Source organism: Streptomyces sp. Alt3 (genome assembly GCF_030719215.1).
Taxonomy (GTDB): domain Bacteria; phylum Actinomycetota; class Actinomycetes; order Streptomycetales; family Streptomycetaceae; genus Streptomyces; species Streptomyces glycanivorans.
In genome coordinates this window covers 1,043,871-1,067,496 of the sequence record NZ_CP120983.1, presented here as the reverse complement: position 1 = coordinate 1,067,496, position 23,626 = coordinate 1,043,871, and the positions used below count along the sequence as shown (strand labels likewise).

The window sequence follows — 23,626 nt, the reverse complement described above, 5'->3', positions numbered from 1 at the left end:
CCTGCTGTTGGCGTCGCGGCCGGCCTCACCGGAACGAGTGGTTTTCCGGGGCGGCCGGTTGCGTGCCGCAGAGCCTCCCACCGGCGCATAAGCCCTCCGGGCGCGCCGTGCGCGCGCCCGGTCGCGTTTGCCCCGCCTTGCCGCCTGATGCGAGAAATGGGCGGCGCAGGTGCGACGAGGGGAGCGTCACGTGGTGGGTGGGATCACTCTGGTGAAGGACGAGCCGGGAGGCACGGAGTACGGCCGGGGGACGCCCGGCACCGTGGTGGAGGCCGAGCCGCCCGCACCCCCGTCCGCCGCCGGGCCGCCCGCACCGCCTGACGGGATCAGCCCCCGCAGGGTCCGGCTGGTCTTCCTCGGGCTGATGCTCACCCTGCTGCTCGCGGCGCTCGACCAGATGATCGTCGCCACCGCCCTGCCGAAGATCGTCGGTGAGCTGCACGGCCTGGACCGGATGTCCTGGGCGGTCACCGCCTATCTGCTGGCCTCCACGATCGGCCTGCCGATCTACGGAAAGCTCGGCGACCTCTTCGGCCGCAAGAGCGTCTTCCAGTTCGCGATCGTCGTCTTCGTCATCGGCTCCGCCCTCGCGGGCTGGTCGCGCTCCATGGACGAGCTCATCGCCTTCCGGGCCGTCCAGGGCATCGGCGGCGGCGGGCTGATGATCGGCGTCCAGGCGATCATCGCCGACATCGTCCCGGCCAGGGAGCGAGGCCGCTACATGGGCCTCATCGGGGCGGTCTTCGGCCTCGCCTCCGTCGCCGGGCCGCTCCTCGGCGGATTCTTCACCGACCACGCCTCCTGGCGCTGGTGCTTCTACATCAACGTGCCGTTCGGTGTCGTGACCCTCGCCGTCATCGCGGTCGTGCTGAAACTGCCCAAGCCCGCGGTCCGCCCCCGCCTCGACGTGCTGGGGGCCCTGCTGCTGGCAGCCGCGTCGACGTGCCTGGTGCTGCTCACCAGCTGGGGCGGCACGGAGTACGCCTGGGGCTCGCGGACCATTTTGGGACTCGCCGCCGGAGCTGCCGGAACGACCCTGCTGTTCCTCCTCGTCGAGCACCGCGCCGCCGAACCCGTCATCCCGCTGCGGCTGTTCCGCGACTCGGTCTTCAACGTCACCTCCCTGGTGGGCGCGGTCGTGGGGGTCGCGCTGTTCGGAGCCGCCAGTTACCTGCCGACCTACCTCCAGATGGTCGAGGGTGTGTCCGCCACCGAATCGGGGCTGCTGATGCTGCCCATGATGGGCGGCATCGTCATCGCCTCCGTCGTCTCCGGACAACTGGTCTCGCGCACCGGCCGCTACCGCGTCTATCCGCTCGTGGGCGGAGCGGTGTCCGCAGTCGGGATGTGGCTGCTCTCTCTCCTCGACACGGGGACCTCGGCGCTGGAGTACGGCCTCTGGCAGGCGGTCCTCGGCATCGGTATCGGCCTCGTCATGTCGATCCTGGTCCTGGCTGTGCAGAACTCCGTGCGCCCGTCCGACCTCGGCACCGCCACCAGCGCCCACAACTACTTCCGGCAGATCGGCGGCAGCGTCGGCGCCGCCATCTTCGGCACCCTGTTCGCCGGGCGGCTCGCGGACGCGCTCGCGGTACGGCTCCCCACAGGTGCTGATCTGCCCGACCCGGAGTCGATCACCCCGCAGCTGGTCCACACCATGGAGCCCGCCCTGCGCGACGCCTACATCCAGGCGTACGCCGACGCGATGCCGCGGATCTTCCTCTACCTGGTGCCGGTGCTTCTGCTCGGCCTCTTCCTCGCCTTCTTCCTCAAGGAGAAATCGCTGGTGTCCCACCACACCCCGCAGACGGCTCCCGACCCGGCCGCGGAGCAGTCCACGATCCCCCTGGCCCGCACCGACCCCGGTCCGCCGCAGCCCGGCCCCCTCTCAGGGACCCCGGTGCGCGGATCCGTCCAGCATCCCGACGGCACGGAGGTCGGCCGGGCCGCGCTCACGCTCATCGACGGCCAGGGACGGCAGGTCGGGCGCGGGGCGAGCGGCGCCGACGGGCGTTACGCGCTGAGCGCGCCCGGCGCCGGTTCGTACGTGCTGATCGCCGCCGCGGGCGGGCACCAGCCGCAGGCCGTCAGCGTCACGGTCGGCGAGCGGCCGGTGGAGCTGGACGTGGTCCTGGGCGGGGCAGGGCGGCTCGCCGGAGCGGTCCTCACCCCCGACGGCGCGCCCGTCCGCGACGCGGCCGTCACGCTCACCGACGTACGGGGCGAAGTCGTCGCGACCACCCGTACCGGGCGCGAAGGCGCCTACGTCATCAGCGAGCTGGTGGCCGGTGAGTACACCCTGGCCGCCAGCGCCCCGGCCTTCCGCCCCGCGGCCCTCCCGGTCAGTGTGCAGGCCGCCCGGGAGACCAGGCAGGACATCGAGCTGGCCGGCGGCGCCGTGCTGCGCGGGATCGTACGCGCCCCCGGCGGACGCGCCGTCGAGGACGCCAGGGTCACGCTGCTCGACGCGGCGGGCAACGTGGTCGACACCCTCACCACCGGCTCCGACGGGGCGTTCCGGTTCGTGGACCTGTCGACCGGTGAGTACACCGTGATCGCCGCCGGCTATCCGCCGGTCGCCACCGTGCTCCAGCTCCCCGGGGGCGGGCGGACCGAACGCGACCTCCAGCTGGGACACGAGGACTGAGGGCCCGGCGTGCGGGAGGGGGTGTGCGGCCGCGGCCGCACACCCCCTCCGGCATCTCACGGCAGCAGACGGGGCCTTCGTTTCGCCGCGACGTCCTCGACCCAGCCGAAGGACACCACCGCGACCGCGATCAGCACCCACGCGATGCCGAACTGCACCCACAGGCTGTCCAGCGGCAGGTGCTGCTCCAGTGCGGGCACCTCCCACATCAGATCGATCAGCGGCACCGTGGCCATCAGCGCCACCTCGTGCCAGAGATAGACCGTCACCGCGCGGGCGTTGAACACCGTGACGATCCGGTCGGCCACCGGACGACGCGCGAGCCCGTCGAAGCGGGGCCGGAAACGCAACAGGAGCAGGACGAAGCCCGCCGACCACAGCGCCTGGGCGAGCGGGATGTCGTCCAGGTCGAACGAACCGTCCGCCGGATGCCCGGCGGCCCACCAGGCCCCCGCGGCCATCAGTGGCGCCGCGACGGCCAGGGCGCCGGGGACGCGCAGCCGGTCGAGCACACCGTCGCGGTGCGCGAAGCCCAGCAGCCAGCAGAAGAGGAACACCGACGCGTCGCTGAGCGCGCCGCCCAGTCGCCCGTCCGGGACGCCCGACACCGTCTCCAGCACCACGAAGGGCACCAGCGACAGGGCGAGCACGGGGAGCGGCGCCAGCCTGAAGAGACGCAGCAGGACAGGGGAGAGCAGTACGAACCACAGGTATGCGCGCAGATACCAGAGCACCGCCCAGGCCTGTTCCCCCCACGCGTTGCCGGGCGGGTCGCCGACCGGCAGGACCCAGAGCAGGACGTCCGGCCCCGGTGTCCAGCCGTGCAGCAGCATCGCCACCCCGAGCACGAGACCGAACAGCCACACCGGGATCAGCAGCCTCCGGAGTCTGCTGCGGAGCACGGCGGGAGCCGGCCGCTCCAGCGAGCGGGCCATGAGCGATCCGGCGAGCGCGAACATCACGCCCATGGAAGGGAAGACGTATCCCAGCCACGGCCACTCGAAGGTGTGGTAGGTCACCACCCGGACGAGCGCCACGGCCCGCAGCACGTCGAAGGACCGGTCGCGGCCCGTGGCCGTCGCCGTCGCGGGGGAGGGCGAGGCCGCCGTCCTGCGGTGCGTCCCCGCCACTACGACGCCCCGGCCCGGGGAGTGCCCACCTCGCCGGTGCGTTTCAGCTTCTGCCAGCGCAGCCTGCCGCCGGTCGCCGCCGTCACGCAGGAGTGGATCAGCACGAGGTACATCAACTGCCGGTAGGCGAGCTGCTGGAGGGGCAGCATCAGCAGATAGCGGTACTTCTCCCGGTCGAGGCGGAAGGCGTACGCCGCGCAGAACAGCTGAACCGCCAGGACGGCCAGCCAGGCGAGCAGCGAGGCACGGAAGTCCACGAAGATCATCGCGTAGACGGTGAAGACGTCGATGAGCGGCGCGAAGACGGGCGTGACGATCTGGAAGAGGACGACGAGCGGCATGCCGACCCGCCCGAAGCGTCCGGAGGGCCCGCGGTCGGTGACGGACCGGCGGTGCTTCCACAACGCCTGCATGGTGCCGTAGCTCCAGCGGTAGCGCTGACGCCACAACTGCCCCAGGGAGGCCGGTGCCTCGGTCCAGGCGCGTGCGTGCTCGGCGTAGACGACGCGCCAGCCCGCACGGTGGAGCGCGATGGTGATGTCGGTGTCCTCGGCGAGGGTGTCCTCGCTCATCCCGCCGGCCTCCTGGACCGCTTGGCGGCGGAAGGCCCCGATGGCGCCCGGAATGGTCGGCATGCAGCGCAGCAGGTCGTACATCCGGCGGTCCAGGTTGAACCCGATCACGTACTCGATGTGCTGCCAGGCGCCGATCATCGTGGACCGGTTGCCGACCTTCGCGTTGCCCGCGACGGCACCGATCCCGGGGTCGGCGAACGGCTGGACGAGCTGGTGCACGGCGTCCGGCTCGAAGACGGTGTCCCCGTCCATCATCACGACGATGTCGTACCGTGCGTGCCGCACGCCGTTGTTGAGCGCCGCGGGCTTGCCGGCGTTCTCCTGCCGGACCACCCGCACATTGGGCAGGCCGAGCGCTTCGGCGATCTCCGCCGTGCCGTCCGTCGAGCCGTCGTCGACGACCACGATCTCGATGGGATGGGTGCTCGCGGCGAGGGAGTTGAGGGTATTGGCGATGCACTCCTTCTCGTTGTACGCGGGGACGATCACACTGACCGGCCCGGTCACCTCGGGACCCCAGGTGAATCTGCGCCTGTTCCGCTGCCGGTGGTGGCGCCGGGCGAGCAGGAGCATCATGCCGAAGCGGCCCAGGACCGCGAAGCCGACGACGGCGAGCACGGCGGCCAGTCCCGGCACGCTCCACTCCGCCACGGCGACGGCGGCGAGCAGGGCGCGGCCCTCCCAGATGCTGGCGGTGTCCGCCGTGCGGTGGGCGGACTGCTCGGCGTTGCCCTGCGCCGAGCCCGCCTGGGCGGGGCCGCCCGGCTGTGCGGCGCCGTTCGCGTCCCCACCGGTCTCGCCGGCGGTTGCCGCGTCCTGCTGCTGCGCCCCGCTGACGGTGGTGAAGGTGTACCCCTTCGCCTTCATCTTCTTGATGTACTTCGGCAGCGCGGCCAGTGTTTCGGAGCGGTCGCCGCCCGCGTCGTGGAACAGGACCGAGGCGCCCTCGCCCTCCTCCGGAGTCGCCCACTTGACGATCTTGGAAACGCCCGGCAGCTGCCAGTCCTCGCTGTCGGTGTCGATGAACACGCTGGTGTAGCCCATCGCGCCGAGGCGCTGGTAGACGGGCCAGCTGTAGTCGTCGATCGCATCGGTCTTCGAGGAGTACGGGGCGCGGAACAGAGTCGTAGTGATGCCCGTCGCGCCCGCCAGCGCGAGCTGTGTCTGGGCGATCTCCCGCTTGACGCGGGCCTCGCTCTGGTACGAGAGGTCGACATGGGTGAAGGTGTGGACCCCCACCTCGTTGCCCTCGTCGACCATCCGGCGGACGACGTCCGGGTAGCGCGAGATCATGGAGCCGACGAGGAAGAAGGTGCCCGGCACGTCGTTCTCGTCCAGGATGTCCAGCACCTTCCCGCTCCATTCGGGATCGGGGCCGTCGTCGAAGGTCAGCACGATCGTCTTGTCCGGTACGGACTGGCTGCGGGCGGTGCCGCCGGGGAAGCTCAGGATGGGCCCGCCCTCAAGCACCTCGTCGGGCACCGTGTCCGCCGAGGCGTTCGAGCGCACCCGCTGGTCGTTGCCGACCTCCGCGCGGAGGTATCCGTCCAGCAGCATCGTGCAGACGAGCCCCAGCAGCAGCACCAGGGCCATGATCACGCGGGGCCGGGGAACGGCCGGGCGCCCGACGCGGCCGATCCTGCCCGGAGTGGCGTGGCGGCGGCGCGAAGCGGCCATCAGTTCGCCCCGCCCGAAGCCGAAGCCGAAGCCGAAGCCGAAGCCGATGCCGATGCCGAAGCCGAGGCCGATGCCGAAGCCGAGGCCGTCGCCCGGCCGGACGGGGTCGCCCCGTCGGAGGCCGGCGGTGCGGGTGCGCCGCTCGGGGGTGCGCTGCCGCCCGGCGGCATGCCGTATCCGGGCTGCATCCTGCCGCCCGGTCCGGCTTCCGCGGCCGGTCCGCCGTCGAACGGGAGCAACTGGGAGGGGGTCAGGGAGATGCCGCCCATGAAGGCGAGCCCCAGCACGGCGGCGTAGCCGACACACACGGTGCCCAGCAGCACGCCGGCGCGGCGCAGCAGCTTGGCCCGGCGCCCGGAGCTGTCCACGAAGACGGGCCCCTCCTGGGGCTGTCCGGCCGTGCGGCGACGCTCGGCCGTGCGGGCCGGGCCGGCGTGTGCCCGGCGTCGGCCGCGCGGCGCCGGGTCTTTCTCGATGACGGGGTCGGATTGCATGTGCGCATGGTGGCGAAGCTTGTTGTGCGAACTCTGGAGCTTTTCTGGCCGTCCGCTGTGAAAAGGGCCCGAACCTGTCGGCCGGCTGAGAGTGCGGCGGACGCGGTGAAGCCACCCCGTACCCCTCGAACCCTTGTCCGCAGGGGAGTTGAGGGATTCGGATGACCGGCCGAGGCCCTTTCCCATGAGTTCGCTGTGTCCTCGCCGAGACCCGTGGTGTGAGAGGTTCGAGGTGTCCCGGCAGCACCGGCTGCCGTTCCGGGACACCTTCCGGGAGCAGGTGCACATACGTCATGCAAAGGCGCACACGGGTTTCCTCGGCCCTCGCCGGGCTGATCGCGCTCGGCCTCGCCTGCTCGGCCTGCTCGACGGGCGGTGTCGCCGATCAGGCGAAAGGGTCCCAGCCGCCACCGCCGGCGGCCACCCGCACCGACTACACGCCGTACGTGAGCGCCACGACCGCCGCCGACACCGACGGCGCGGGTGCCCCCGACACGTACAACCTGGCCTTCGTCACCTCCGAGGCCGACGGCTGCACCCCTCTCTGGGGCGGCACCACGGCGATCACCAGTGAGGCGGTCGCGGCCCGCGTCGAGGCGCTCACCGGGACCGGGGCGGACATCCGGGTCTCCTTCGGCGGCGCCGCGGGCACCGAGGCGGCACTGACCTGCGACAGCGCCCGGGAACTGGCCGACGCCTACGCGCAGGTGCTGGACGCCGTCGGCGCCACGAAGGCGGACTTCGACATCGAGGGCGACGCGCTCACCGACACCGCCTCCGTCACCCGCCGCAACGAGGCCCTCGCCCTGCTCCAGGACGAGCGCGACCTCGACGTCACCTACACCCTGCCCGTCATGCCCGACGGGCTGGAGGACACCGGCACCGCAGTCCTGGAGGACGCGTTGGACCAGGGGGTCGAGGTCTCCGCGGTGAACATCATGGCGATGAACTACAGCACCTCCCACGACGGGGACATGGGCGACTACGCCGAGAGTGCCGCGCGCGCCGCCCACGACCAGCTCGTGGACATCCTCGGACTGTCGCAGGAGGCGGCGTGGAAGGCGCTGCACATCACCGTGATGATCGGGGTCAACGACGTCGAGGGCGAGACCTTCACCCTCGACGACGCGGCGTCCCTGCGCTCCTTCGCCACCCGACAGGGAGTCGGCGCCCTCTCCCTGTGGGCGGCCTTCCGCGACCAGAAGTGCGCCTCGGACGAGGACACGGAGACCGCCTCGGACACCTGCAGCGGGGTCGACCAGGAGGCGGGCGCGTTCGCCGAGGCGCTGAGCGGCTGAGACGTCGGCGGCCCGGTTCAGCGCAGCGGGGCCTCCCGGACCAGGGTCATCAGAGCCTTCGCCCCGGGACTCATCGCCCGGGACGGCGGGAGCACGACGACACTCTCGTAGACCGGCCGGTGTGCCCCGGCGACGTCGACCGCGACCAGGCCGCCCGCTTCCTGCTTGCGGGAGAAGTGGTGCGGTACCACCGCGATCCCGAGGCCCTCGTGCACCAGTTCCAGCAGGCTGTGCACGTCGCTGACCTCGAGGGCCACCGTGCGCCGGACCCCCGCCGCGGTGAACGCCTCGTCCGCCGCGCGGCGGGGCCCCCAGTCCGGGTGGAAGTCGATGAACGACTCGCCGCGCAGGTCGTCCCACGCCACCCGTGCCCCCTCCTCCGCGAACCGGTGGCCGGGGGAGCACAGGACGACCATGCGCTCACGTGCCAGCGGTACGAGATCGCCCCGCCACTCCGGCGGGCTGACGGTCGCCGCGAACGCGAGGTCCAGCCGGCCGCCCGCCACCCCGTCCAGCAGGCTGGACGTGCCCTCCTGCCGCAGCCTGATCTCCATGTGCGGATGCTCCCGGTGGAAGGCCGCGAGCAGCCGCGCCGTGCTCACCCCGGCCACGCACTGCTCCACCCCGAGCGTCAGGGTGCCGCGCAGCAGACCCCGGACGGCGTCGACCGCGTCCCGCGCCGCCCTGGCACCCGCCAGGGTGCGCTCGGCCTCGGTCAGCAGGGCCTGCCCGGCCTCGGTGAGCCTTACCGAGCGGGTGGTACGGCTGAACAGCGGCGTCCTCAGCTCGTGTTCCAGCGCCCGCACCGACGCGGACAGCCCCGACTGGGACACCGCCAGACGTTCGGCCGCCCTGGTGAAGTGCTGCTCCTCGGCGACCGCGACGAAGTGCTCCAGCTGACGCAATTCCATGATTGAGCAATTTAGCCGATGAATCCCAGCGCAATCTCCTGTTGGACCGCTGGATCTTTCTCCGCCAGTCTTGAGGACGCGCACCGGACCTGGCGCGCTGGACCGTGCCCCGTGGAGTGCTCGTATGTACCTTCCGTCCGCCGACCGCTACGACGCCATGCCCTACCGGCGCACCGGACGCAGCGGTCTGCTGCTGCCCGCGCTGTCCCTCGGGCTCTGGCACAACTTCGGAGGCGACCGGACCCCCGAGAGCCAGGGCGCGATCCTGCGCCGGGCCTTCGACCTCGGCATCACCCACTTCGACCTCGCCAACAACTACGGCCCGCCGCCCGGCTCCGCCGAGACCGCCATGGGCCGCGCCCTGAAGACGGACTTCGCCGGCCTCCGGGACGAGATCGTCATCTCGACGAAGGCGGGCTACCACATGTGGGACGGCCCGTACGGGGAGTGGGGATCCCGCAAGAACCTGCGCTCCTCCCTGGACCAGAGCCTGAACCGGCTCGGCCTCGACTACGTCGACATCTTCTACTCCCACCGCTTCGACCCGGACACCCCGCTCGAGGAGACGATGGGTGCCCTCGACACCGCGGTGCGCCAGGGCAAGGCGCTCTACGCGGGCGTCTCCAACTACTCGGCCGAACAGACCCGCGAGGCCGCCCGCATCCTGAACGAGCTGGGTACGCCCCTTCTCATCCACCAGCCGCGCTACTCCATGCTGGACCGCTGGGTCGAGGACGGACTGCTGGACGCGCTCGACGAGCTCGGCACCGGCTCCATCGCGTACTCCCCGCTGGAACAGGGAATCCTCTCCGACCGCTACCTGAACGGTGTCCCGGAGGGTTCCAGGGCGGCGGGGAGCAGCCCGTTCCTGTCGGCCGAGGCCGTCACCCCGGACCTCGTGACCCGGCTGGGCGCGCTGAACGAACTGGCGCGGGAACGCGGACAGTCCCTCGCCCAGATGGCGCTCGCCTGGGTGCTGCGCGGCGGCCGGGTCACCTCCGCCGTCGTCGGCGCGAGCAGCGTCGCCCAGCTGGAGAACAGTGTCGAGGCGGTCCGCGGACTGGAGTTCGGCGACGAAGAGCTCGCCCGGATCGAGGAGCTCGTCAAGGGCACCGGCCGCGTCTGATCCCGGAGCCGTCCGCCGCCCGGCACCCGGGCGGCGGACGGCTTCACCGGACTGGACCAGTGACAGATCACCGAGGCCCTGGCCCGGCGGTGCCCCGGCGCGTACCGTGATCCGGCACGAAGATCCTCTTCCCGTGACGGGCGGAGGAACGGCCGACCAGCGACAGGACCGCGCACCGTGAAGATCCTCGTCAGCGCCGACATGGAGGGCGCCACCGGAGTGACCTGGCCGGGCGACGTGCTGCCCGGCACCCCGCAGTGGGAGCGCTGCCGTGCGCTCTTCACCTCCGACGTGAACGCGGCGGCACTCGGCTTCTTCGACGGCGGCGCCGACGAGGTGGTCGTCAACGAGGCCCACTGGAGCATGCGCAACCTGCTCCTGGAGCGGCTCGACGACCGCGTCCAGATGCTCACCGGCCGGCACAAGTCCCTCTCCATGGTCGAGGGCATCCAGCACGGTGATGTCGACGGCATCGCGTTCGTCGGCTACCACACGGGCGCCGGCACGGAGGGCGTCCTCGCCCACACCTACCTCGCCAACTCCATCACCGGGGTCTGGCTGAACGGGGTCCGCGCCAGTGAGGGCCTGCTCAACGCCCATGTCGCGGCCGAGTACGGCGTCCCCGTCGTCCTCGTCACCGGCGACGACCTGACCTGTGTGGACGCCCGCGGCTACGCACCCGGGGCGCGCACGGTCGCGGTGAAGGACCACGTCTCGCGGTACGCCGCCGTGTGCCGCACACCGGCCCGTACCGCCGCCGACATCAGGGCCGCCGCCGCCGACGCGGCCGCGCTGGCCGTCCGCCACGCGCCCGTGACCGGCGGGTCCTGGACGGTCGAGCTCGAGTTCGACGCGGAGCATCTGGCGGCCGCCGCGACCGTGGTCCCCGGCGTGGCGTCGAGCGGCGAGCGGCGCGTCGCCTACACCAGCGGGACGATGTACGAAGGTATTCGCACGTTCAAGGCGGTGACGACGATCGTGTCGGCCGCTGTGGAGGAGCAGTATGGCTGAGGCGGACCACCCCACCGGACCGGTCGACGAGCGTGCGCTCGACGAGTCGGTGACGTTCACCTCCGAACTGATCCGGATCGACACGACCAACCGCGGCGACGGCAGCTGCCGCGAGCGCCCGGCCGCCGAGTACGTCGCGGAGCGGCTGGCCGACACAGGGCTGGAGCCCGCTCTCCTGGAGCGCACACCGGGACGCACGAACGTCGTCGCCCGGATCCGGGGCACCGACCCGTCGGCCGACGCGCTCCTCGTGCACGGCCACCTCGACGTGGTGCCCGCGATGGAGGCCGACTGGTCCGTGCACCCCTTCTCCGGCGAGGTGCGCGACGGCGTCGTGTGGGGGCGCGGGGCCATCGACATGAAGAACATGGACGCGATGGTCCTCGCCGTGGTCAGGGCCTGGGCGCGCGCGGGCGTTCGCCCGCGCCGCGACATCGTCATCGCCTACACGGCCGACGAGGAGGCCAGCGCGCACGACGGGGCCGGTTTCCTCGCCGACCGGCACGCCGGACTCTTCGACGGCTGCACGGAGGGCATCAGCGAGTCCGGGGCCTTCACCTTCCACGCCGGCCCCGGGATGGCGCTCTACCCGGTCGCAGCGGGTGAACGCGGCACGGGATGGCTGAAGCTGACCGCGGAGGGCAAGGCCGGACACGGATCCAAGGTCAACAGGGCCAACGCAGTCAGCAGGCTGGCCGCCGCCGTCGCCCGCATAGGGGACCACGAGTGGCCTGTGCGGCTCACCCCGACGGTACGGGCCGCGATCGTCGAGATCGCCGCGCTGCACCACATCCGCGTGGATCCCGACGCTCCCGGATTCGACGTGGACGAGCTCCTCGGCAAGCTCGGCCCGGCCGCCGCCCTGATCGAGCCGACCGTGCGCAACAGCACCAATCCGACGATGCTGGAAGCCGGTTACAAGGTCAACGTGATCCCGGGCCGCGCCTCCGCCCAGATCGACGGGCGCATGGTGCCCGGTGGCGAGGACGAGTTCCGCGAGACCCTCGACCGTCTCACCGGCCCCGGCGTCGACTGGGAGTTCCAGCACCGGGAGGTGGCCCTCGAAGCCCCGGTCGACTCGCCGACGTTCGCGAAGATGCGCACGGCCATCGAGATGTTCGACCCGGACGCCCACGTCGTCCCCTACTGCATGTCGGGCGGCACCGACGCCAAGCAGTTCTCCCGCCTCGGTATCACCGGCTACGGCTACTCCCCGCTGAAGCTGCCCGTCGGCTTCGACTACCAGGCGCTGTTCCACGGTGTCGACGAGCGTGTCCCCGTCGACGCACTCCACTTCGGCGTCCGGGTCCTGGACCAGTTCCTGCGCACCGCCTGAGGACGCGAGGCGCTCACCGAACCGCACCGACCGACCCAAGAGGGGGGAACCGATCATGGTGTCCACAGAGGCGTACGGCACGTGGCCGTCACCGATCGACGCGGCGCTGACCGCGGCGCAGGACGGCAAGCCGGAATTCGTCGGCACAGTCGGCGACGAGGTGTGGTGGACGGAACCGCGCCCGGCCGAAGGCGGCCGACGCGCCCTCGTGCGCCGCCGCGCCGACGGCGCCACCGGGTCCGTGCTCCCTGCACCGTGGAACCCGCGCAGCCGCGTCATCGAGTACGGCGGAATGCCGTGGGCCGGTGCCCCGCGCCAAGAAGGCGGACCGCTGGTCGTCTTCGTGCACTTCCCCGACCAGCGGCTCTACGCCTACGCGCCGGACGGGCCCGACGAGCCGTGGCCGCTCACCCCCGTGTCGGACATCGGCGGCGGACTGCGCTGGGTGGATCCGCAGTTGCAGCTCGCACACGGTGAAGTGTGGTGCGTGCTGGAGGAGTTCACGGGGGAGTCGCCCACCGATGTGCGGCGGGTGATCGCCGCCGTGCCACTGGACGGTTCGGCCGCCGCCGATCGCGGGGCCGTACGCGAACTCACCGACGACCGGAACCGGTTCGTCACCGGCCCCCGGCTGTCGCACGACGGCAGCAGGGTCGCCTGGATCGCGTGGGACCACCCGCAGATGCCGTGGGACGGCACCGTCGTGAAGATGGCCGACGTCACCGCCGACGGCACCTTCACCGGGGTCCGGCCGCTGGTCGGCGACGTCGACGAGTCCGTCGTCCAGGTGGAGTGGGACCGCGACGGCTCGCTGCTCTTCGTCTCGGACGTCGGAGGCTGGTGGGAGCTCCAGCGGATCAGGCCGGACGCCGTCGCCGACGCGGTCGTCCCCACCAGCCGGCTCTGCGCAGTCAGGAACGAGGAGTTCGGCGGGCCGTTGTGGAGAATCGGGCTGCGCTGGTTCCAGCTCCTGGACAACGGGCTCGTCGCGGTCATCCACGGCCGGGGCACCACGGCGCTCGGTGTGCTCGACCCCGAGACCGGTGAACTCGTCGACGCCGTCGGCCCCTGGACCGCCTGGGCCGAGACGCTCGCCGTGCAGGACACCAGGGTCATCGGAATCGCCGCGAGCCCCCACACCTCGTACGAGGTGGTGGAGCTGGACACCGCCACCGGGCACACCCGGACCATCGGCGCGCCCCACGAGGACGCCGTCGACCCCGCCTACCACCCCGAACCGGTGATCCGCACCTTCACCGGACCGGGCGGCCGGGAGATCCACGCCCACGTGTACCCCCCGCGTCACCCCGACCGCACGGGCCCCGAGGGCGAACTGCCGCCCTACGTCATCTGGGCGCACGGCGGTCCCACCGGCCGCACCCCGCTCGTGCTCGACCTGGAGATCGCCTACTTCACCTCCCGGGGAATCGGTGTGGCCGAGGTCGACTACGGCGGTTCGACCGGCTACGGCCGCGCCTACCGCGAACGGCTCCGCGAGGAGTGGGGCGTCGTCGACGTGGAGGACTGCGCGGCCGTCGCGCTGGGCCTGGCCGAGGAGGGTTCGGCCGACCGGGCCCGGCTGGCGATCCGGGGCGGAAGCGCCGGGGGCTGGACCACCGCGGCTTCCCTCACCCGGACCGACGTGTACGCCTGCGGGGCGATCAGCTACCCGATCCTCGACCTGGAGGGCTGGGCGACCGGTGAGACGCACGACTTCGAGTCGCAGTACCTGGAATCGCTCGTCGGCCCGTACGCCGAGGTGCCCGAGCGCTACCGGGAGCGCTCACCCGTCAACCACACCGACAGGATCACCGCGCCGTTCCTGCTGCTCCAGGGACTCGACGACCCGATCTGCCCGCCCGTCCAGTGCGAGCGCTTCCTCACCGCGATCGAGGGGCGGGGCATCCCGCACGCCTACATCAGCTTCGAGGGGGAGGGGCACGGGTTCCGCCGGGCGGACACCGTGAGACGGGCCCTTGAGGCCGAACTCTCGCTGTATGTACAGACGTTCGGCATCGAGCGTCCCGACGTACCCCGGCTGGAGCTGAGGAAGTGACCCTGGAGCCCCTCGTCCGCCCGGCCCGATTGCGGCCGGGCGCCAGGGTCGCGGTCGTCGCCCCCAGCGGCCCCGTGCCCGCCGAGCGGCTGGAGCGCGGCCTGGACCTCCTCCGGGGGTGGGACCTCGACCCCTGTGCGGCCCCTCACGTGCTCGACACGCACCCGCGGCTCGGCCATCTCGCCGGCACGGACGAGGACCGCGCCCGCGACCTCCAGGAAGCCTGGTGCGATCCGGGCGTGGACGCCGTCCTCTGCGCCCGGGGAGGGTACGGCGCGCACCGTATGGTCGATCTCCTGGACTGGTCGGCGATCCGGGCGGCCGGGCCCAAGGTGTTCGTCGGCTACAGCGACATCACCGTGCTGCACGAGGCATTCGCCCTGCGGGCCGGGTTCTCCACGCTGCACGGTCCGATGGTCGCCACCGACGTCTTCCTGAAGGACGAGCCCACCCGGGAGGCCCTGCGCTCGACCCTGTTCGAGCCCGAGTCGACGCGCACCCTCGGCCTGGACGCGGCCGCTGCGCTGGTCCCCGGCACGGCGCGGGGGATCACCTTCGGCGGCTGTGTGAGCCTGCTCGCCGCCGACGCCGGAACTCCGGGCGCCCGTACCTCCGCCCGGGGCGGGCTGCTGGTGATCGAGGACACCGGGGAGGAGCCGTACCGGCTCGACGGCATCCTCACCCGGCTGTTGCGCATCGGAGCCCTGGACGGGATATCCGGTGTGGTGTGCGGCTCGTGGGAGGCCTGCGGGCCGTACGAGGGGATCAGGGCCGTGCTCCTCGACCGGCTCGGCGGTCTCGGGATCCCCGTGGTCGAGGAGTTGGGCTTCGGGCACGGCCCCACGGCGCTGACCGTCCCGCTCGGTGTGCCGGCGGTGCTGGACGCACCCGCCGACGGCAGCCGGTGCACCCTCACCTCGCAGGTACCGGCGCTGGTCTGACGCGACGGGGGCCGCGGCCCCGGGGGTGGATCTCCCCGGGAAACTCGGCCCCCGTACGTTGACAGAGGTATGAGCTGTGTCACAGCATGGGCCGGGCCCGGTACTTACCGGTCGGTAAGGTGTCCTCGGTGTGGAGGTCCATGTGTCGCGTGCTGTGCCCAGATTCCGTCGTCCACTCACCGTGCTCGCCGGCGCGGCACTGCTCGCCCCACTCGCCCTGACCGGTACTCCTCCGGCTGCCGCGGCCGACCGGTACAGCGTCACCGCGCTGGAGTTCACCGTGCACGCGGGTGACCGGTCCTGCACGGTGGACGCCGATCTCTACAGGCCCGCCGGTGTCGACGCGCAGCACCCGGCTCCGGCCGTCCTCGCCACCAACGGCTTCGGGGGCAGCAAGTCCGACGGCTCCACCGACGTCATCGGCAGGGCGTTCGCCGAACGCGGCTACGTCGGACTCGTCTACTCGGGCCTGGGCTTCGGCAGGTCCGGCTGCCTCATCACGCTCGACGACCCCGCGATCGACGGCAAGGCGGCCTCCGGGCTCGTCGACTTCCTCGCCGGCACCCGCGCCGCCGACGACGGCACCAAGGCCGACTTCGTCACCTCGGACGCGCCCGGCGACCCGGTGGTCGGGATGATCGGAGGTTCGTACGGCGGAGCGATCCAGCTCGCGACCGCCTCCGCCGACCGGCGCGTCGACGCGCTCGTCCCGCTGATCACCTGGAACGACCTGGCGTACTCGCTGGCGCCCAACGCCACCGGGGCGGCCCGGGGCGTCTCCTCCGACACCCCCGGTGTCTTCAAGTGGCAGTGGACCAACGGCTTCTACCTGATGGGCGAGGGGCAGCCGCTGCTCGTCCCGAGCCTCGATCCGTCGCGCTTCGGCAGCCTCGGCTGCCTCCACTTCGCGGCGCGGGCCTGCGACACCATCCGTCTCCTGAACTCCGGACGCTATCCGGCCGCCGCGACCCAGGAGATGCTGACGTACGCGCGGAGCGTCTCACCGGTGTCCTACCTCTCCGGTGTCACCGCACCCACGCTCCTCGTCCAGGGCCAGGCCGACAGCCTGTTCAACCTCAACGAGGCCACCGCCACCTACCGGGCGCTCAAGTCCCAGGGCACCACGGCGAAGATGATCTGGCAGGCGTGGGGCCACAGCGGCGGCCAGGTGCCCGGCGAACTCGACCTCTCCACGGGGGATCTGGAGTCCAGTTACGTCGGGCGGCGCATCCTCGACTGGTTCGACCGCTACCTCCACCACGACGAGACGACCTCCACCGGACCCGAGTTCGCCTACTACCGGGACTGGGCGAGCGGCTACGGCACCGCGGCCTCCGTACCCGCCCCGTCCCGTACGATGTACCTCTCCGGCGACGGCTCCCTCGTGGACAGCCGCTCGGAGGTCGCCCGCGGCAGTCGCCGGTACACCAACTGGCTATTGCCCACCAGCCATTCGGAGAGCTCTCTGGCCGGGATCATCGGCCTGTCCGATCCCGCGCCCTACGACACCAAGGGCACCTACCTGGGCTGGACGAGTGCTCCGCTGACGGAGCCGGTGGACGTGGTCGGCGCGCCGAAGGCCACCCTGAAGGTCGTCTCGCCGAAGACGGAACGGCTCCGGAACAGCGGTGACGCCGCGGACAAGCTCGTACTGTTCGCCAAGGTGTACGACGTGGCGCCCGACGGGACCAAGGAGCTGGTGAACCGCCTGGTCGCCCCCGTACGCGTCCCCGACGTCACCCGTCCCTTCACCGTCGAACTGCCCGGCATCGTCCACCGGTACGAGGCCGGGCACCGGCTGCGGTTCGTGATCGCCGGGAGTGACACGGCGTACTTCGGCAACCGGGGTGTCAAGCCGGTCACCGTGGTCAGCTCTCCCCAGGACACCGGCGTGCTGGAGCTCCCGGTGGTCCGCTGACCGTCACCCGTACGGCCCTGCTCCACCGCTCCCCGGGTCCGTGACGGGGTCATCCTGGGGTCCGGGACCGCCCTTCCCGGCCCCGGACCCCAGGACCCAGTGAAAGGGCCGCCCATGAGCCCCAAGGACGTATCCAGCGGGAGCAGCGGCGCCTTCAGCCCCGCCCGCATCGCCGTCACCCTCCTGGCGGTGCTGACGATCGTCTTCATCTGCGTGAACACCGCCGAGGTCACCATCCGGGTGATCATTCCGAAGGTCACGATGCCGCTCTGGGCCGCGCTGCTGGGAGTGTTCGTGGCAGGCGCGCTCTGCGGCGCCTATCTGTTCCGCAGGCGGGCCGCGCGCTGAGGGCTGCCCCGCAATCTCTGGTGGAACAGCGCGCGGCGTCAGATGCGGTGCATCGCAAGGCGGAGGGACACCCGCATACTGGACGTATTCGAGTGTTCCGGCAACGCGGCGAGGTGCCGTAGCTGTCGTCGTGCGCCCGCCAGGGATTGCGGGACAGCCCTTAGGCGTACCGCTCTCTCCGCCCGGCAGTCTGAAAGGTGACGCCGGGGGTACGCGCGTCTCATCACGCCCCAGGGCGTGCCGGACGACTGCGGGCGGCGGAGAGGACATGAAGGTGCGGACTGTGGGTGTCGAGGAAGAGCTCCTGCTCGTGGACGCGGGAAGCGGTGACCCCCGGGCGCTGTCGACGGCGGTACTGGCCCTGGCGGAACGCCGCGCCGAGGGTGACTCCGTGTTCGAGTCCGAACTGCACGACCATCAGCTGGAGTTCGCCACCGAGCCGCGCGGTGCGATGGGAGACCTGGCGCAGGAGATACGACGCTGGCGCGCCGAGGCGGCGGACAGCGCGGCCGAGGCGGGCGCCGCCGTCGCCGCCCTGGCGACCTCGCCGCTGCCCGTCAGCCCCGCCATAGGGGAGGACGAACGGTACCGGTGGCTGGCGCGGCGCTTCGGCCTGACCGCGCAGGAGCAGCTGACCTGCGGCTGCCATGTGCACGTGTCGGTGGAGTCGGACGAGGAGGGCGTCGCCGTGCTCGACCGGGTGCGGCCCTGGCTTCCGGTCCTGCTGGCCCTGAGCGCGAACTCCCCTTTCTGGCAGGGGCAGGACACCTCCTACGACAGCTACCGGAGCAGGGTCTGGGGCCGTTGGCCCTCGGCCGGCCCGGTGGAGGTGTTCGGCTCGGCGGACCGCTACCACGAGCAGGTCGGGGAGCTGATCGGCACGGGAGTCCTGCGGGACAAGGGGATGATCTACTTCGACGCACGGCTCTCGCACCGCTACCCCACGGTGGAGTTCAGGGTGGCCGACGTGTGCCTCGATCCGGCGGACACCGTGCTGCTCGCCACGCTCGCACGTGGCCTGGTCGAGACGGCGGCACGTGCCTGGCGGGCAGGTGACGCGCCTGACCCGGTGGCCGTGAGTGTGCTGCGCATGGCCGACTGGCAAGCAGCCCGCTCCGGCATGGAGGGACGGCTGATCCATCCCCTCACCAGGCGCCCCGAACCGGCCGCCGACGTCGCGCACGCCCTGCTCGACCACGTCCATGACGCGCTGGACGACAGCGGGGACCTCGCGTCCGCACAGGCGGCCCTGCGGGCCCTGCTGGAACGGGGGACGGGGGCGCGGATCCAGCGGGACCTGCTCGCGCGTTCGGGCAGTCTCCGCACCGTCGTGACCGACTGCGCGGCCAGGACCCGAGGCTGACCGCCACGTCACCCGATCGGCCCAGTCGGGCCCTGCGTTCCCGGGGCGGGCCGCGGCGTCTCTCCCGTGCCCGGAGCCGGTGCATCCGCTCCCGGTCCTGCTCGCCCCACCGGCGTACGCGCGGTAGACCGGACGGGGAACACCCCGGCGATCCACTCGGACGAGCGAGGAGAGCGCATGCGTGCACTGACCTGGCAAGGGCGGCGCGACGTCCGTGTCGAGACGGTCCCCGACCCGGTCCTCCGGGACCCCACGGACATCATCGTGCGGGTCACATCCAGCGGAATCTGCGGATCGGACCTGCATCTGTACGAGGTGCTCGGCCCCTACCTCGATCCGGGCGACATCCTGGGGCACGAGCCGATGGGCGTCGTGGAGGAGACCGGAGGCGAGGTGACCGCCGTCAGGCGGGGGGACCGCGTCGTGGTCCCGTTCAACGTCTCCTGCGGTGACTGCTTCATGTGCGGCCAGGGGCTCCAGTCGCAGTGCGAGGCCACCCAGGTGCGCGAGTACGGCAGCGGCGCCGCCCTGTTCGGCTACACCAAGCTCTACGGTCAGGTGCCCGGCGGACAGGCGGAGCTGCTGCGCGTCCCGTTCGGCAACACGCTGCCCGTCAAGGTCCCGGACGGCCCGCCCGACGACCGGTTCGTCTATCTGTCGGACGTACTTCCGACCGCCTGGCAGGCTGTGGAGTACGCGGCCGTGCCCCCGGGCGGCAGCCTGACGGTCCTCGGGCTCGGACCGATCGGTGACATGGCCGCGCGGATCGCCCTGCACCGCGGGGCCGGGCTCGTCATCGGAGTGGACCTGGTGACCGACCGTCTGCAGCGCGCCGCGGCGCGGGGCGTGCACACCCTGGACCTGCGGGTGTACGGCAAGGACGTGGGGGACGCCGTGCGGGACCTCACCGGCGGCCGGGGCACCGACGCCGTCATCGACGCGGTGGGCATGGAGGCGCACGGCGCGGTGGCCGCCAAGGCGGGGCAGTGGGCCGTGAACAAGCTGCCCGATCCCGCCGCCCGCGTCCTCATGGAGAGGGCGGGCATCGACCGCCTCAGCGCGCTGCTCACGGCCGTCGACGCGGTGCGCCGGGGCGGCACCGTGTCCGTGTCCGGCGTCTACGGCGGGGCCGTGGATCCGCTCCCCCTGCTCAAGATGTTCGACAAGCAGATACAGCTGCGCATGGGGCAGGCCAACGTCAGGAACTGGGTGCCGTCCATCCTGCCGCTGCTCGTCGACGACGATCCGCTCGGTGTGGACGGCTTCGCCACCCACCATCTGCCGCTGGAGGACGCGCCGAAGGCGTACGAGACGTTCCAGAAGAAGGCGGACGGCATGGTGAAGACGCTGCTCAGGCCCTGAGTGCCCCGTATCCGCGGGCGGCGACGGACGGGACGCGGGCGACTTCGGCGATCGGAGTACGCCCTCCGGCCGGGTCGGCGAGGATGGGCCGCATGCGCACACGAGTGGTCCGCGACGCTCCTTCCAACCTGGGACTGCGGCCTCCCGCGCCCGGCACCGTCCCCGGCTGCCACAAGCTGGCCGGAGCGCTCCGCGAGCGGCGCATCGTGCAGCGCCTCGGGGCGTCCGAGGGTGGTGTCGTGGTACCGCCGCGCTACGACCGCGGCGACTGGAAGGAGGGTGACGGCGTCTTCAACGCCGACGCCATAGCCGGTTACACCCGCACCCTCGCCGACCGTATCGAGGGGCACGTCCGGGCGGGCGAATTCCCGGTCGTCCTCGGCGGTGACTGCTCCATCCAGCTCGGTGCCACCCTCGCCCTGCGCCGTATCGGCCGGTACGGCCTCGCGGCGATCGACGGCTCGGCGGACTTCCGTCACCTGGGCAACGGTGGCGGGATCGGTGCGGCGGGTGGAGAGGAGCTGGCGATCTCCACCGGACGCGGGCAGGCCGACCTCGCCGACATCGAAGGGCTGGGGCCCTACCTCAGGGACGAGGACATCCGGCTCTTCGGCATGCGGGACCACGACGAGGACCGCGCCGAGATGGCAGCGCTGAAGATCTCCAACGCCACGGTGGGCGAGATCAGGGAGCGGGGGCCCGATGCCGTCGCCCGGGCTGTGGTGCGGTCCCTGGAGGCGCCCGTCCTCGACGGCTTCTGGGTCCACCTGGACGCCGACGTGCTCGACCCGAGCGTGATGCCGGCCGTCGACAGCCCCGACGACGGCGGACTGTTCCCCGACGAACTCGCCTCCCTGCTGCGCCCGCTCGTCGGTTCACCCCGCTGCGTGGGGCTCAACGTCACGATCTACGACCCGGATCTGGACCCCGACGGCACGGCAGGCACACTGCTCACCGACCTCGTCGTCGGCGCCTTCGCCGAGCCGGAGGGCGGCACGGAGAGCCGTTGATCACCCGGCGTCTCCTTCTGTACGTGCCCGCGCCCGTCCGGAAGGCGAGGCGCCGCGCACACGGGCCCTGAGTCCGCCGTTCGCCGTTCGCCCGGACGGTCAGGCGGGCACGTTCCGGTCGACGTACTCGAAGACCGAGCCGTCCGGGTGCAGAGCGATCAGATTACGGCCCGCCGGGGTGGGCAGCGGGCCCGCGACGACCCTCGCGCCCACCCGGGTGAGAGCCGCGTGCGCCTCGTCGACGTCCTTGACCGCGATGGTCGCCGACACCTTGCGCAGCACCTCCAGCTCCGCCTCCGGTCCGCTCATCAGGAGGAAACAGCCGATCGCGGCCACCGAGACCCCGCCGCGCTCGAAGCGCAGCGCCGGGGTGCCGGTCAGGCCTTCGTAGAAGGCCACCGAGGCCTCCAGGTCGTCGACGCAGATTCGTAGCGTGGTTCCCAAGATCTCCATGCACACGAGGGTAGTTCGGGCGCGAGTCGTTGGGGGCGGGAAGCCGGGACGGGGCGGACACCGGCACATCCGAAAACAGTAGCCATGGACATGGTAGCCATGTACGTTATTTGTCATGAGCAAGGTTCCGCCGGGTCCCACGCCCGGTTTCCTGGTGTGGCGGGTCGCGAACAAGTGGCGGGTCGCGGTCGATCGCGCGGTGGCTCCACTGGGCCTCACCCACGCGAAGTACGCACTGGTCGCCTCGCTGTACGGCATGCGGCACAGCGGTGAGCGGCCCAGTCAGCGCGAACTCGCCGACCACACCGGCCTGGAGGCGCTGTACGTCTCGAAGCTGGCGCGCGCCCTCGAGGCGGACGGTCTGATCGAGCGGACCCGCCACCCACGCGACCCGCGTGCCGTGCAGCTCGCCCTCACCGGACAGGGGGAGTCCGTCACGCGGCAGGCCGTCACGGTGGTCCAAGGGCTGCTCGAACAGCTGCTGGAGCCACTCGGTGGCCTCGACGCCCCACGGACGCGCGCGTTCACCGACGAGCTCACCACTCTGCTCCACGCACCTCTCGCCCCATCCCGACCGAACGACGAGAGCACTCAGGGGACGACACCATGACCGCACCCACGCCCACGCCCACGCCCACACCCACATCCGCCGCGCCCGCCGCGAACGCCCGTACCCTCGGCCTGGCCCACTACGCGGCCCGCGGCGTCCTGGAGCACTTCCTGTCCCTGCGCGGCCTGACCTTCCAGCAGCACCTCACCCTGCGGACCGCAGCCGGCGCCGACGCGCCCCAAACGCGGGAGCGGCTCGTCGAGCAGGTCCGGAGCTCCATCAAGGCCGACCCGGCGGGCATCCGTGCCACTCTCGACGAACTCCTGGCCGCAGGCCTGCTCGTCGAGGACGGCGCTCGCCTGCGCCCGACGGACGCGGGGCGTGAACTGCTCGCCGCCGTCGCCGAGGAGGTCGCCCCCGTGTCCGCCCGCATCTGGGGCGGGCTGCCCGCGGACGACATGGCCGCTGCCGGTCGCCTCCTCGCGCTGATCGCCCGGCGTGCCGACGAGGAGCTCGCGACGCTGACCGCCTGACCCGCGGGCCGTGGGACAACCGCTCACGCCCGCATCGGCGGTGCGTGAGCGGGCCGCCGACGCGGGGTCACGCGCGGCAGAGGACCTCGCCGTGGGGGACCATGAACCACCCGTCGGGCTCCTCGCCCCAGGCGCGCCAGGCGTCCGAGACCGCCGTCAGCTGTCCGGTGCTCGCGTGGCCGCCGTCCACCGCCAGCTTCGCGTACACCGACGCGGTCGTGCGGTCCGACCACAGACCGCTCCACCAGGCACGGTCCTCCGGGGTGGCGAAGCACCATGCCGCCGCGGTCGGAGTGATGTCGGTGAAGCCCGCCTGCCGGGCCCAGGAGAGCAGGCGCCGTCCCGCGTCGGGCTCACCGCCGTTGGCGCGGGCGACGCGGCCGTACAGGTCCAGCCAGTCGTGCATGCCGGGCACCTCCGGGTACCAGGTCATGGCCGCGTAGTCGCTGTCGCGGGCCGCGACGATGCCACCGGGCCGGCAGACCCGCCGCATCTCGCGCAGCGCCTGCACCGGATCGCCGACGTGCTGGAGCACCTGATGGGCGTGCACGACGTCGAAGGAATCGTCCGGGAAGTCCAGGGAGTGGACGTCGGCGGTGGCGAACTCGACGTTGTCCACGCCGCGTTCCGCGGCGGCCTCGGCCGCGCGGTCCAGGATGTCGCTGCTCGTGTCGACCGCGGTCACCCGCCCGGGCGCCACCAGCGCGGCGATGTCCGCGGTGATGGTGCCCGGGCCGCAGCCCACGTCCAGGACCGCCTGGCCCGGGCGGAGTCCACCGATCAGGTACGCCGCCGAATTGGCGGCGGTCCGCCACTGGTGCGAGCGCAGCACCGACTCGTGGTGACCGTGTGTGTAGACAGCTGATTCCTTCGGCATGGCCGTACGT

General features: G+C 71.9%; 20 protein-coding genes. 14 read left to right on the top strand and 6 right to left on the bottom strand.

Translation table 11 applies throughout. From position 1 onward, the window contains the following. Positions 1-190: 190 nt before the first annotated feature. A complete protein-coding gene (locus P8A20_RS04770; protein ID WP_147960225.1) occupies positions 191-2,647 on the top strand; it encodes an MFS transporter in 2,457 nt (818 codons plus the stop codon). Positions 2,648-2,703: 56 nt separating this feature from the next. Here P8A20_RS04770 and P8A20_RS04765 read toward each other — a convergent pair whose 3' ends face one another. From P8A20_RS04765 to P8A20_RS04755, 3 genes are read right to left on the bottom strand one after another with little or no spacing between them, the layout of a single operon-like run. Beyond that, a complete protein-coding gene (locus P8A20_RS04765; RefSeq protein ID WP_306102933.1) occupies positions 2,704-3,777 on the bottom strand; it encodes an acyltransferase family protein in 1,074 nt (357 codons plus the stop codon). Next, positions 3,777-6,029, bottom strand: a complete 2,253-nt coding sequence (locus P8A20_RS04760) for a bifunctional polysaccharide deacetylase/glycosyltransferase family 2 protein (protein WP_147960227.1) — start codon at positions 6,027-6,029, stop codon at positions 3,777-3,779. The genes P8A20_RS04765 and P8A20_RS04760 overlap by 1 nt, the downstream gene beginning before the upstream one ends. Next, positions 6,029-6,523 (bottom strand): hypothetical protein, encoded by a 495-nt coding sequence (locus tag P8A20_RS04755; RefSeq protein WP_306102932.1) that lies wholly within the window; start codon positions 6,521-6,523, stop codon positions 6,029-6,031. Before P8A20_RS04755 ends, P8A20_RS04760 begins: the two co-directional genes overlap by 1 nt. Before the next feature lie 293 nt (positions 6,524-6,816). Here P8A20_RS04755 and P8A20_RS04750 point away from each other — a divergent pair, with 293 nt between their 5' ends. Further along, the gene (locus P8A20_RS04750; RefSeq protein ID WP_306102931.1) at positions 6,817-7,821 is read left to right on the top strand and encodes a chitinase; all 1,005 of its coding nucleotides are present in this window, start codon (positions 6,817-6,819) and stop codon (positions 7,819-7,821) included. A gap of 17 nt (positions 7,822-7,838) precedes the next feature. Here the strand turns inward: P8A20_RS04750 and P8A20_RS04745 are convergent, their stop codons facing one another. Continuing rightward, on the bottom strand, positions 7,839-8,732 hold the full coding sequence (locus P8A20_RS04745; protein ID WP_306102930.1) for a LysR family transcriptional regulator: 894 nt from the start codon (positions 8,730-8,732) through the stop codon (positions 7,839-7,841). A gap of 124 nt (positions 8,733-8,856) precedes the next feature. On the opposite strand from P8A20_RS04745, the gene P8A20_RS04740 reads away from it, so the two are divergent. The 10 genes from P8A20_RS04740 to P8A20_RS04695 all read left to right on the top strand — a co-directional run bounded on the left by P8A20_RS04740 (position 8,857) and on the right by P8A20_RS04695 (position 21,203). Further along, the gene (locus P8A20_RS04740; RefSeq protein WP_306102929.1) at positions 8,857-9,858 is read left to right on the top strand and encodes an aldo/keto reductase; all 1,002 of its coding nucleotides are present in this window, start codon (positions 8,857-8,859) and stop codon (positions 9,856-9,858) included. 177 nt (positions 9,859-10,035) lie between these two features. Next, positions 10,036-10,869, top strand: coding sequence for a M55 family metallopeptidase (locus P8A20_RS04735; protein ID WP_306102928.1), 834 nt, complete (start codon positions 10,036-10,038; stop codon positions 10,867-10,869). Beyond that, on the top strand, positions 10,862-12,205 hold the full coding sequence (locus tag P8A20_RS04730; protein ID WP_147960233.1) for a M20/M25/M40 family metallo-hydrolase: 1,344 nt from the start codon (positions 10,862-10,864) through the stop codon (positions 12,203-12,205). Before P8A20_RS04735 ends, P8A20_RS04730 begins: the two co-directional genes overlap by 8 nt. A gap of 55 nt (positions 12,206-12,260) precedes the next feature. After that, complete coding sequence (locus tag P8A20_RS04725; protein ID WP_306102927.1) at positions 12,261-14,261, top strand: S9 family peptidase; 2,001 nt, start codon at positions 12,261-12,263, stop codon at positions 14,259-14,261. After that, positions 14,258-15,202, top strand: coding sequence for a S66 peptidase family protein (locus P8A20_RS04720; RefSeq protein ID WP_147960235.1), 945 nt, complete (start codon positions 14,258-14,260; stop codon positions 15,200-15,202). Before P8A20_RS04725 ends, P8A20_RS04720 begins: the two co-directional genes overlap by 4 nt. Before the next feature lie 142 nt (positions 15,203-15,344). After that, positions 15,345-17,120: a CocE/NonD family hydrolase gene (locus P8A20_RS04715; protein WP_306102926.1), complete on the top strand. Its 1,776-nt coding sequence runs from the start codon at positions 15,345-15,347 to the stop codon at positions 17,118-17,120. Between the two features lie 114 nt (positions 17,121-17,234). After that, positions 17,235-17,468, top strand: coding sequence for a LapA family protein (locus P8A20_RS04710; protein WP_147960237.1), 234 nt, complete (start codon positions 17,235-17,237; stop codon positions 17,466-17,468). A gap of 268 nt (positions 17,469-17,736) precedes the next feature. Continuing rightward, entirely contained in the window at positions 17,737-18,831 is a 1,095-nt protein-coding gene (locus P8A20_RS04705) for a glutamate--cysteine ligase 2 (protein WP_306102925.1), read from the top strand. A gap of 177 nt (positions 18,832-19,008) precedes the next feature. Continuing rightward, the gene (locus tag P8A20_RS04700) at positions 19,009-20,193 is read left to right on the top strand and encodes an alcohol dehydrogenase catalytic domain-containing protein (protein ID WP_306102924.1); all 1,185 of its coding nucleotides are present in this window, start codon (positions 19,009-19,011) and stop codon (positions 20,191-20,193) included. A 92-nt stretch (positions 20,194-20,285) separates the two neighbouring features. After that, complete coding sequence (locus P8A20_RS04695; protein ID WP_306102923.1) at positions 20,286-21,203, top strand: arginase family protein; 918 nt, start codon at positions 20,286-20,288, stop codon at positions 21,201-21,203. 99 nt (positions 21,204-21,302) lie between these two features. Here the strand turns inward: P8A20_RS04695 and P8A20_RS04690 are convergent, their stop codons facing one another. Next, a complete protein-coding gene (locus P8A20_RS04690; RefSeq protein WP_147960241.1) occupies positions 21,303-21,656 on the bottom strand; it encodes a VOC family protein in 354 nt (117 codons plus the stop codon). A 115-nt stretch (positions 21,657-21,771) separates the two neighbouring features. On the opposite strand from P8A20_RS04690, the gene P8A20_RS04685 reads away from it, so the two are divergent. After that, a complete protein-coding gene (locus tag P8A20_RS04685) occupies positions 21,772-22,266 on the top strand; it encodes a MarR family winged helix-turn-helix transcriptional regulator (RefSeq protein ID WP_147960242.1) in 495 nt (164 codons plus the stop codon). Beyond that, positions 22,263-22,739: a winged helix DNA-binding protein gene (locus P8A20_RS04680; RefSeq protein WP_306102922.1), complete on the top strand. Its 477-nt coding sequence runs from the start codon at positions 22,263-22,265 to the stop codon at positions 22,737-22,739. The genes P8A20_RS04685 and P8A20_RS04680 overlap by 4 nt, the downstream gene beginning before the upstream one ends. Before the next feature lie 67 nt (positions 22,740-22,806). On the opposite strand, the gene P8A20_RS04675 is transcribed toward P8A20_RS04680, so the two are convergent. Next, positions 22,807-23,616 (bottom strand): methyltransferase domain-containing protein, encoded by an 810-nt coding sequence (locus P8A20_RS04675; protein WP_306102921.1) that lies wholly within the window; start codon positions 23,614-23,616, stop codon positions 22,807-22,809. Positions 23,617-23,626 lie beyond the last annotated feature (10 nt).

Bases quoted from the DNA above. Each gene is read 5' to 3' on its own strand.
- P8A20_RS04700 (WP_306102924.1), top strand. From the start codon at position 19,009: ATGCGTGCACTGACCTGGCAAGGGCGGCGCGACGTCCGTGTCGAGACG.
- P8A20_RS04690 (WP_147960241.1), bottom strand. From the start codon at position 21,656: ATGGAGATCTTGGGAACCACGCTACGAATCTGCGTCGACGACCTGGAG.
- P8A20_RS04725 (WP_306102927.1), top strand. From the start codon at position 12,261: ATGGTGTCCACAGAGGCGTACGGCACGTGGCCGTCACCGATCGACGCG.
- P8A20_RS04750 (WP_306102931.1), top strand. From the start codon at position 6,817: ATGCAAAGGCGCACACGGGTTTCCTCGGCCCTCGCCGGGCTGATCGCG.
- P8A20_RS04730 (WP_147960233.1), top strand. From the start codon at position 10,862: ATGGCTGAGGCGGACCACCCCACCGGACCGGTCGACGAGCGTGCGCTC.
- P8A20_RS04760 (WP_147960227.1), bottom strand. From the start codon at position 6,029: ATGGCCGCTTCGCGCCGCCGCCACGCCACTCCGGGCAGGATCGGCCGC.
- P8A20_RS04695 (WP_306102923.1), top strand. From the start codon at position 20,286: ATGCGCACACGAGTGGTCCGCGACGCTCCTTCCAACCTGGGACTGCGG.
- P8A20_RS04745 (WP_306102930.1), bottom strand. From the start codon at position 8,732: ATGGAATTGCGTCAGCTGGAGCACTTCGTCGCGGTCGCCGAGGAGCAG.
- P8A20_RS04675 (WP_306102921.1), bottom strand. From the start codon at position 23,616: ATGCCGAAGGAATCAGCTGTCTACACACACGGTCACCACGAGTCGGTG.
- P8A20_RS04680 (WP_306102922.1), top strand. From the start codon at position 22,263: ATGACCGCACCCACGCCCACGCCCACGCCCACACCCACATCCGCCGCG.
- P8A20_RS04705 (WP_306102925.1), top strand. From the start codon at position 17,737: ATGAAGGTGCGGACTGTGGGTGTCGAGGAAGAGCTCCTGCTCGTGGAC.
- P8A20_RS04740 (WP_306102929.1), top strand. From the start codon at position 8,857: ATGTACCTTCCGTCCGCCGACCGCTACGACGCCATGCCCTACCGGCGC.
- P8A20_RS04755 (WP_306102932.1), bottom strand. From the start codon at position 6,523: ATGCAATCCGACCCCGTCATCGAGAAAGACCCGGCGCCGCGCGGCCGA.
- P8A20_RS04710 (WP_147960237.1), top strand. From the start codon at position 17,235: ATGAGCCCCAAGGACGTATCCAGCGGGAGCAGCGGCGCCTTCAGCCCC.
- P8A20_RS04685 (WP_147960242.1), top strand. From the start codon at position 21,772: ATGAGCAAGGTTCCGCCGGGTCCCACGCCCGGTTTCCTGGTGTGGCGG.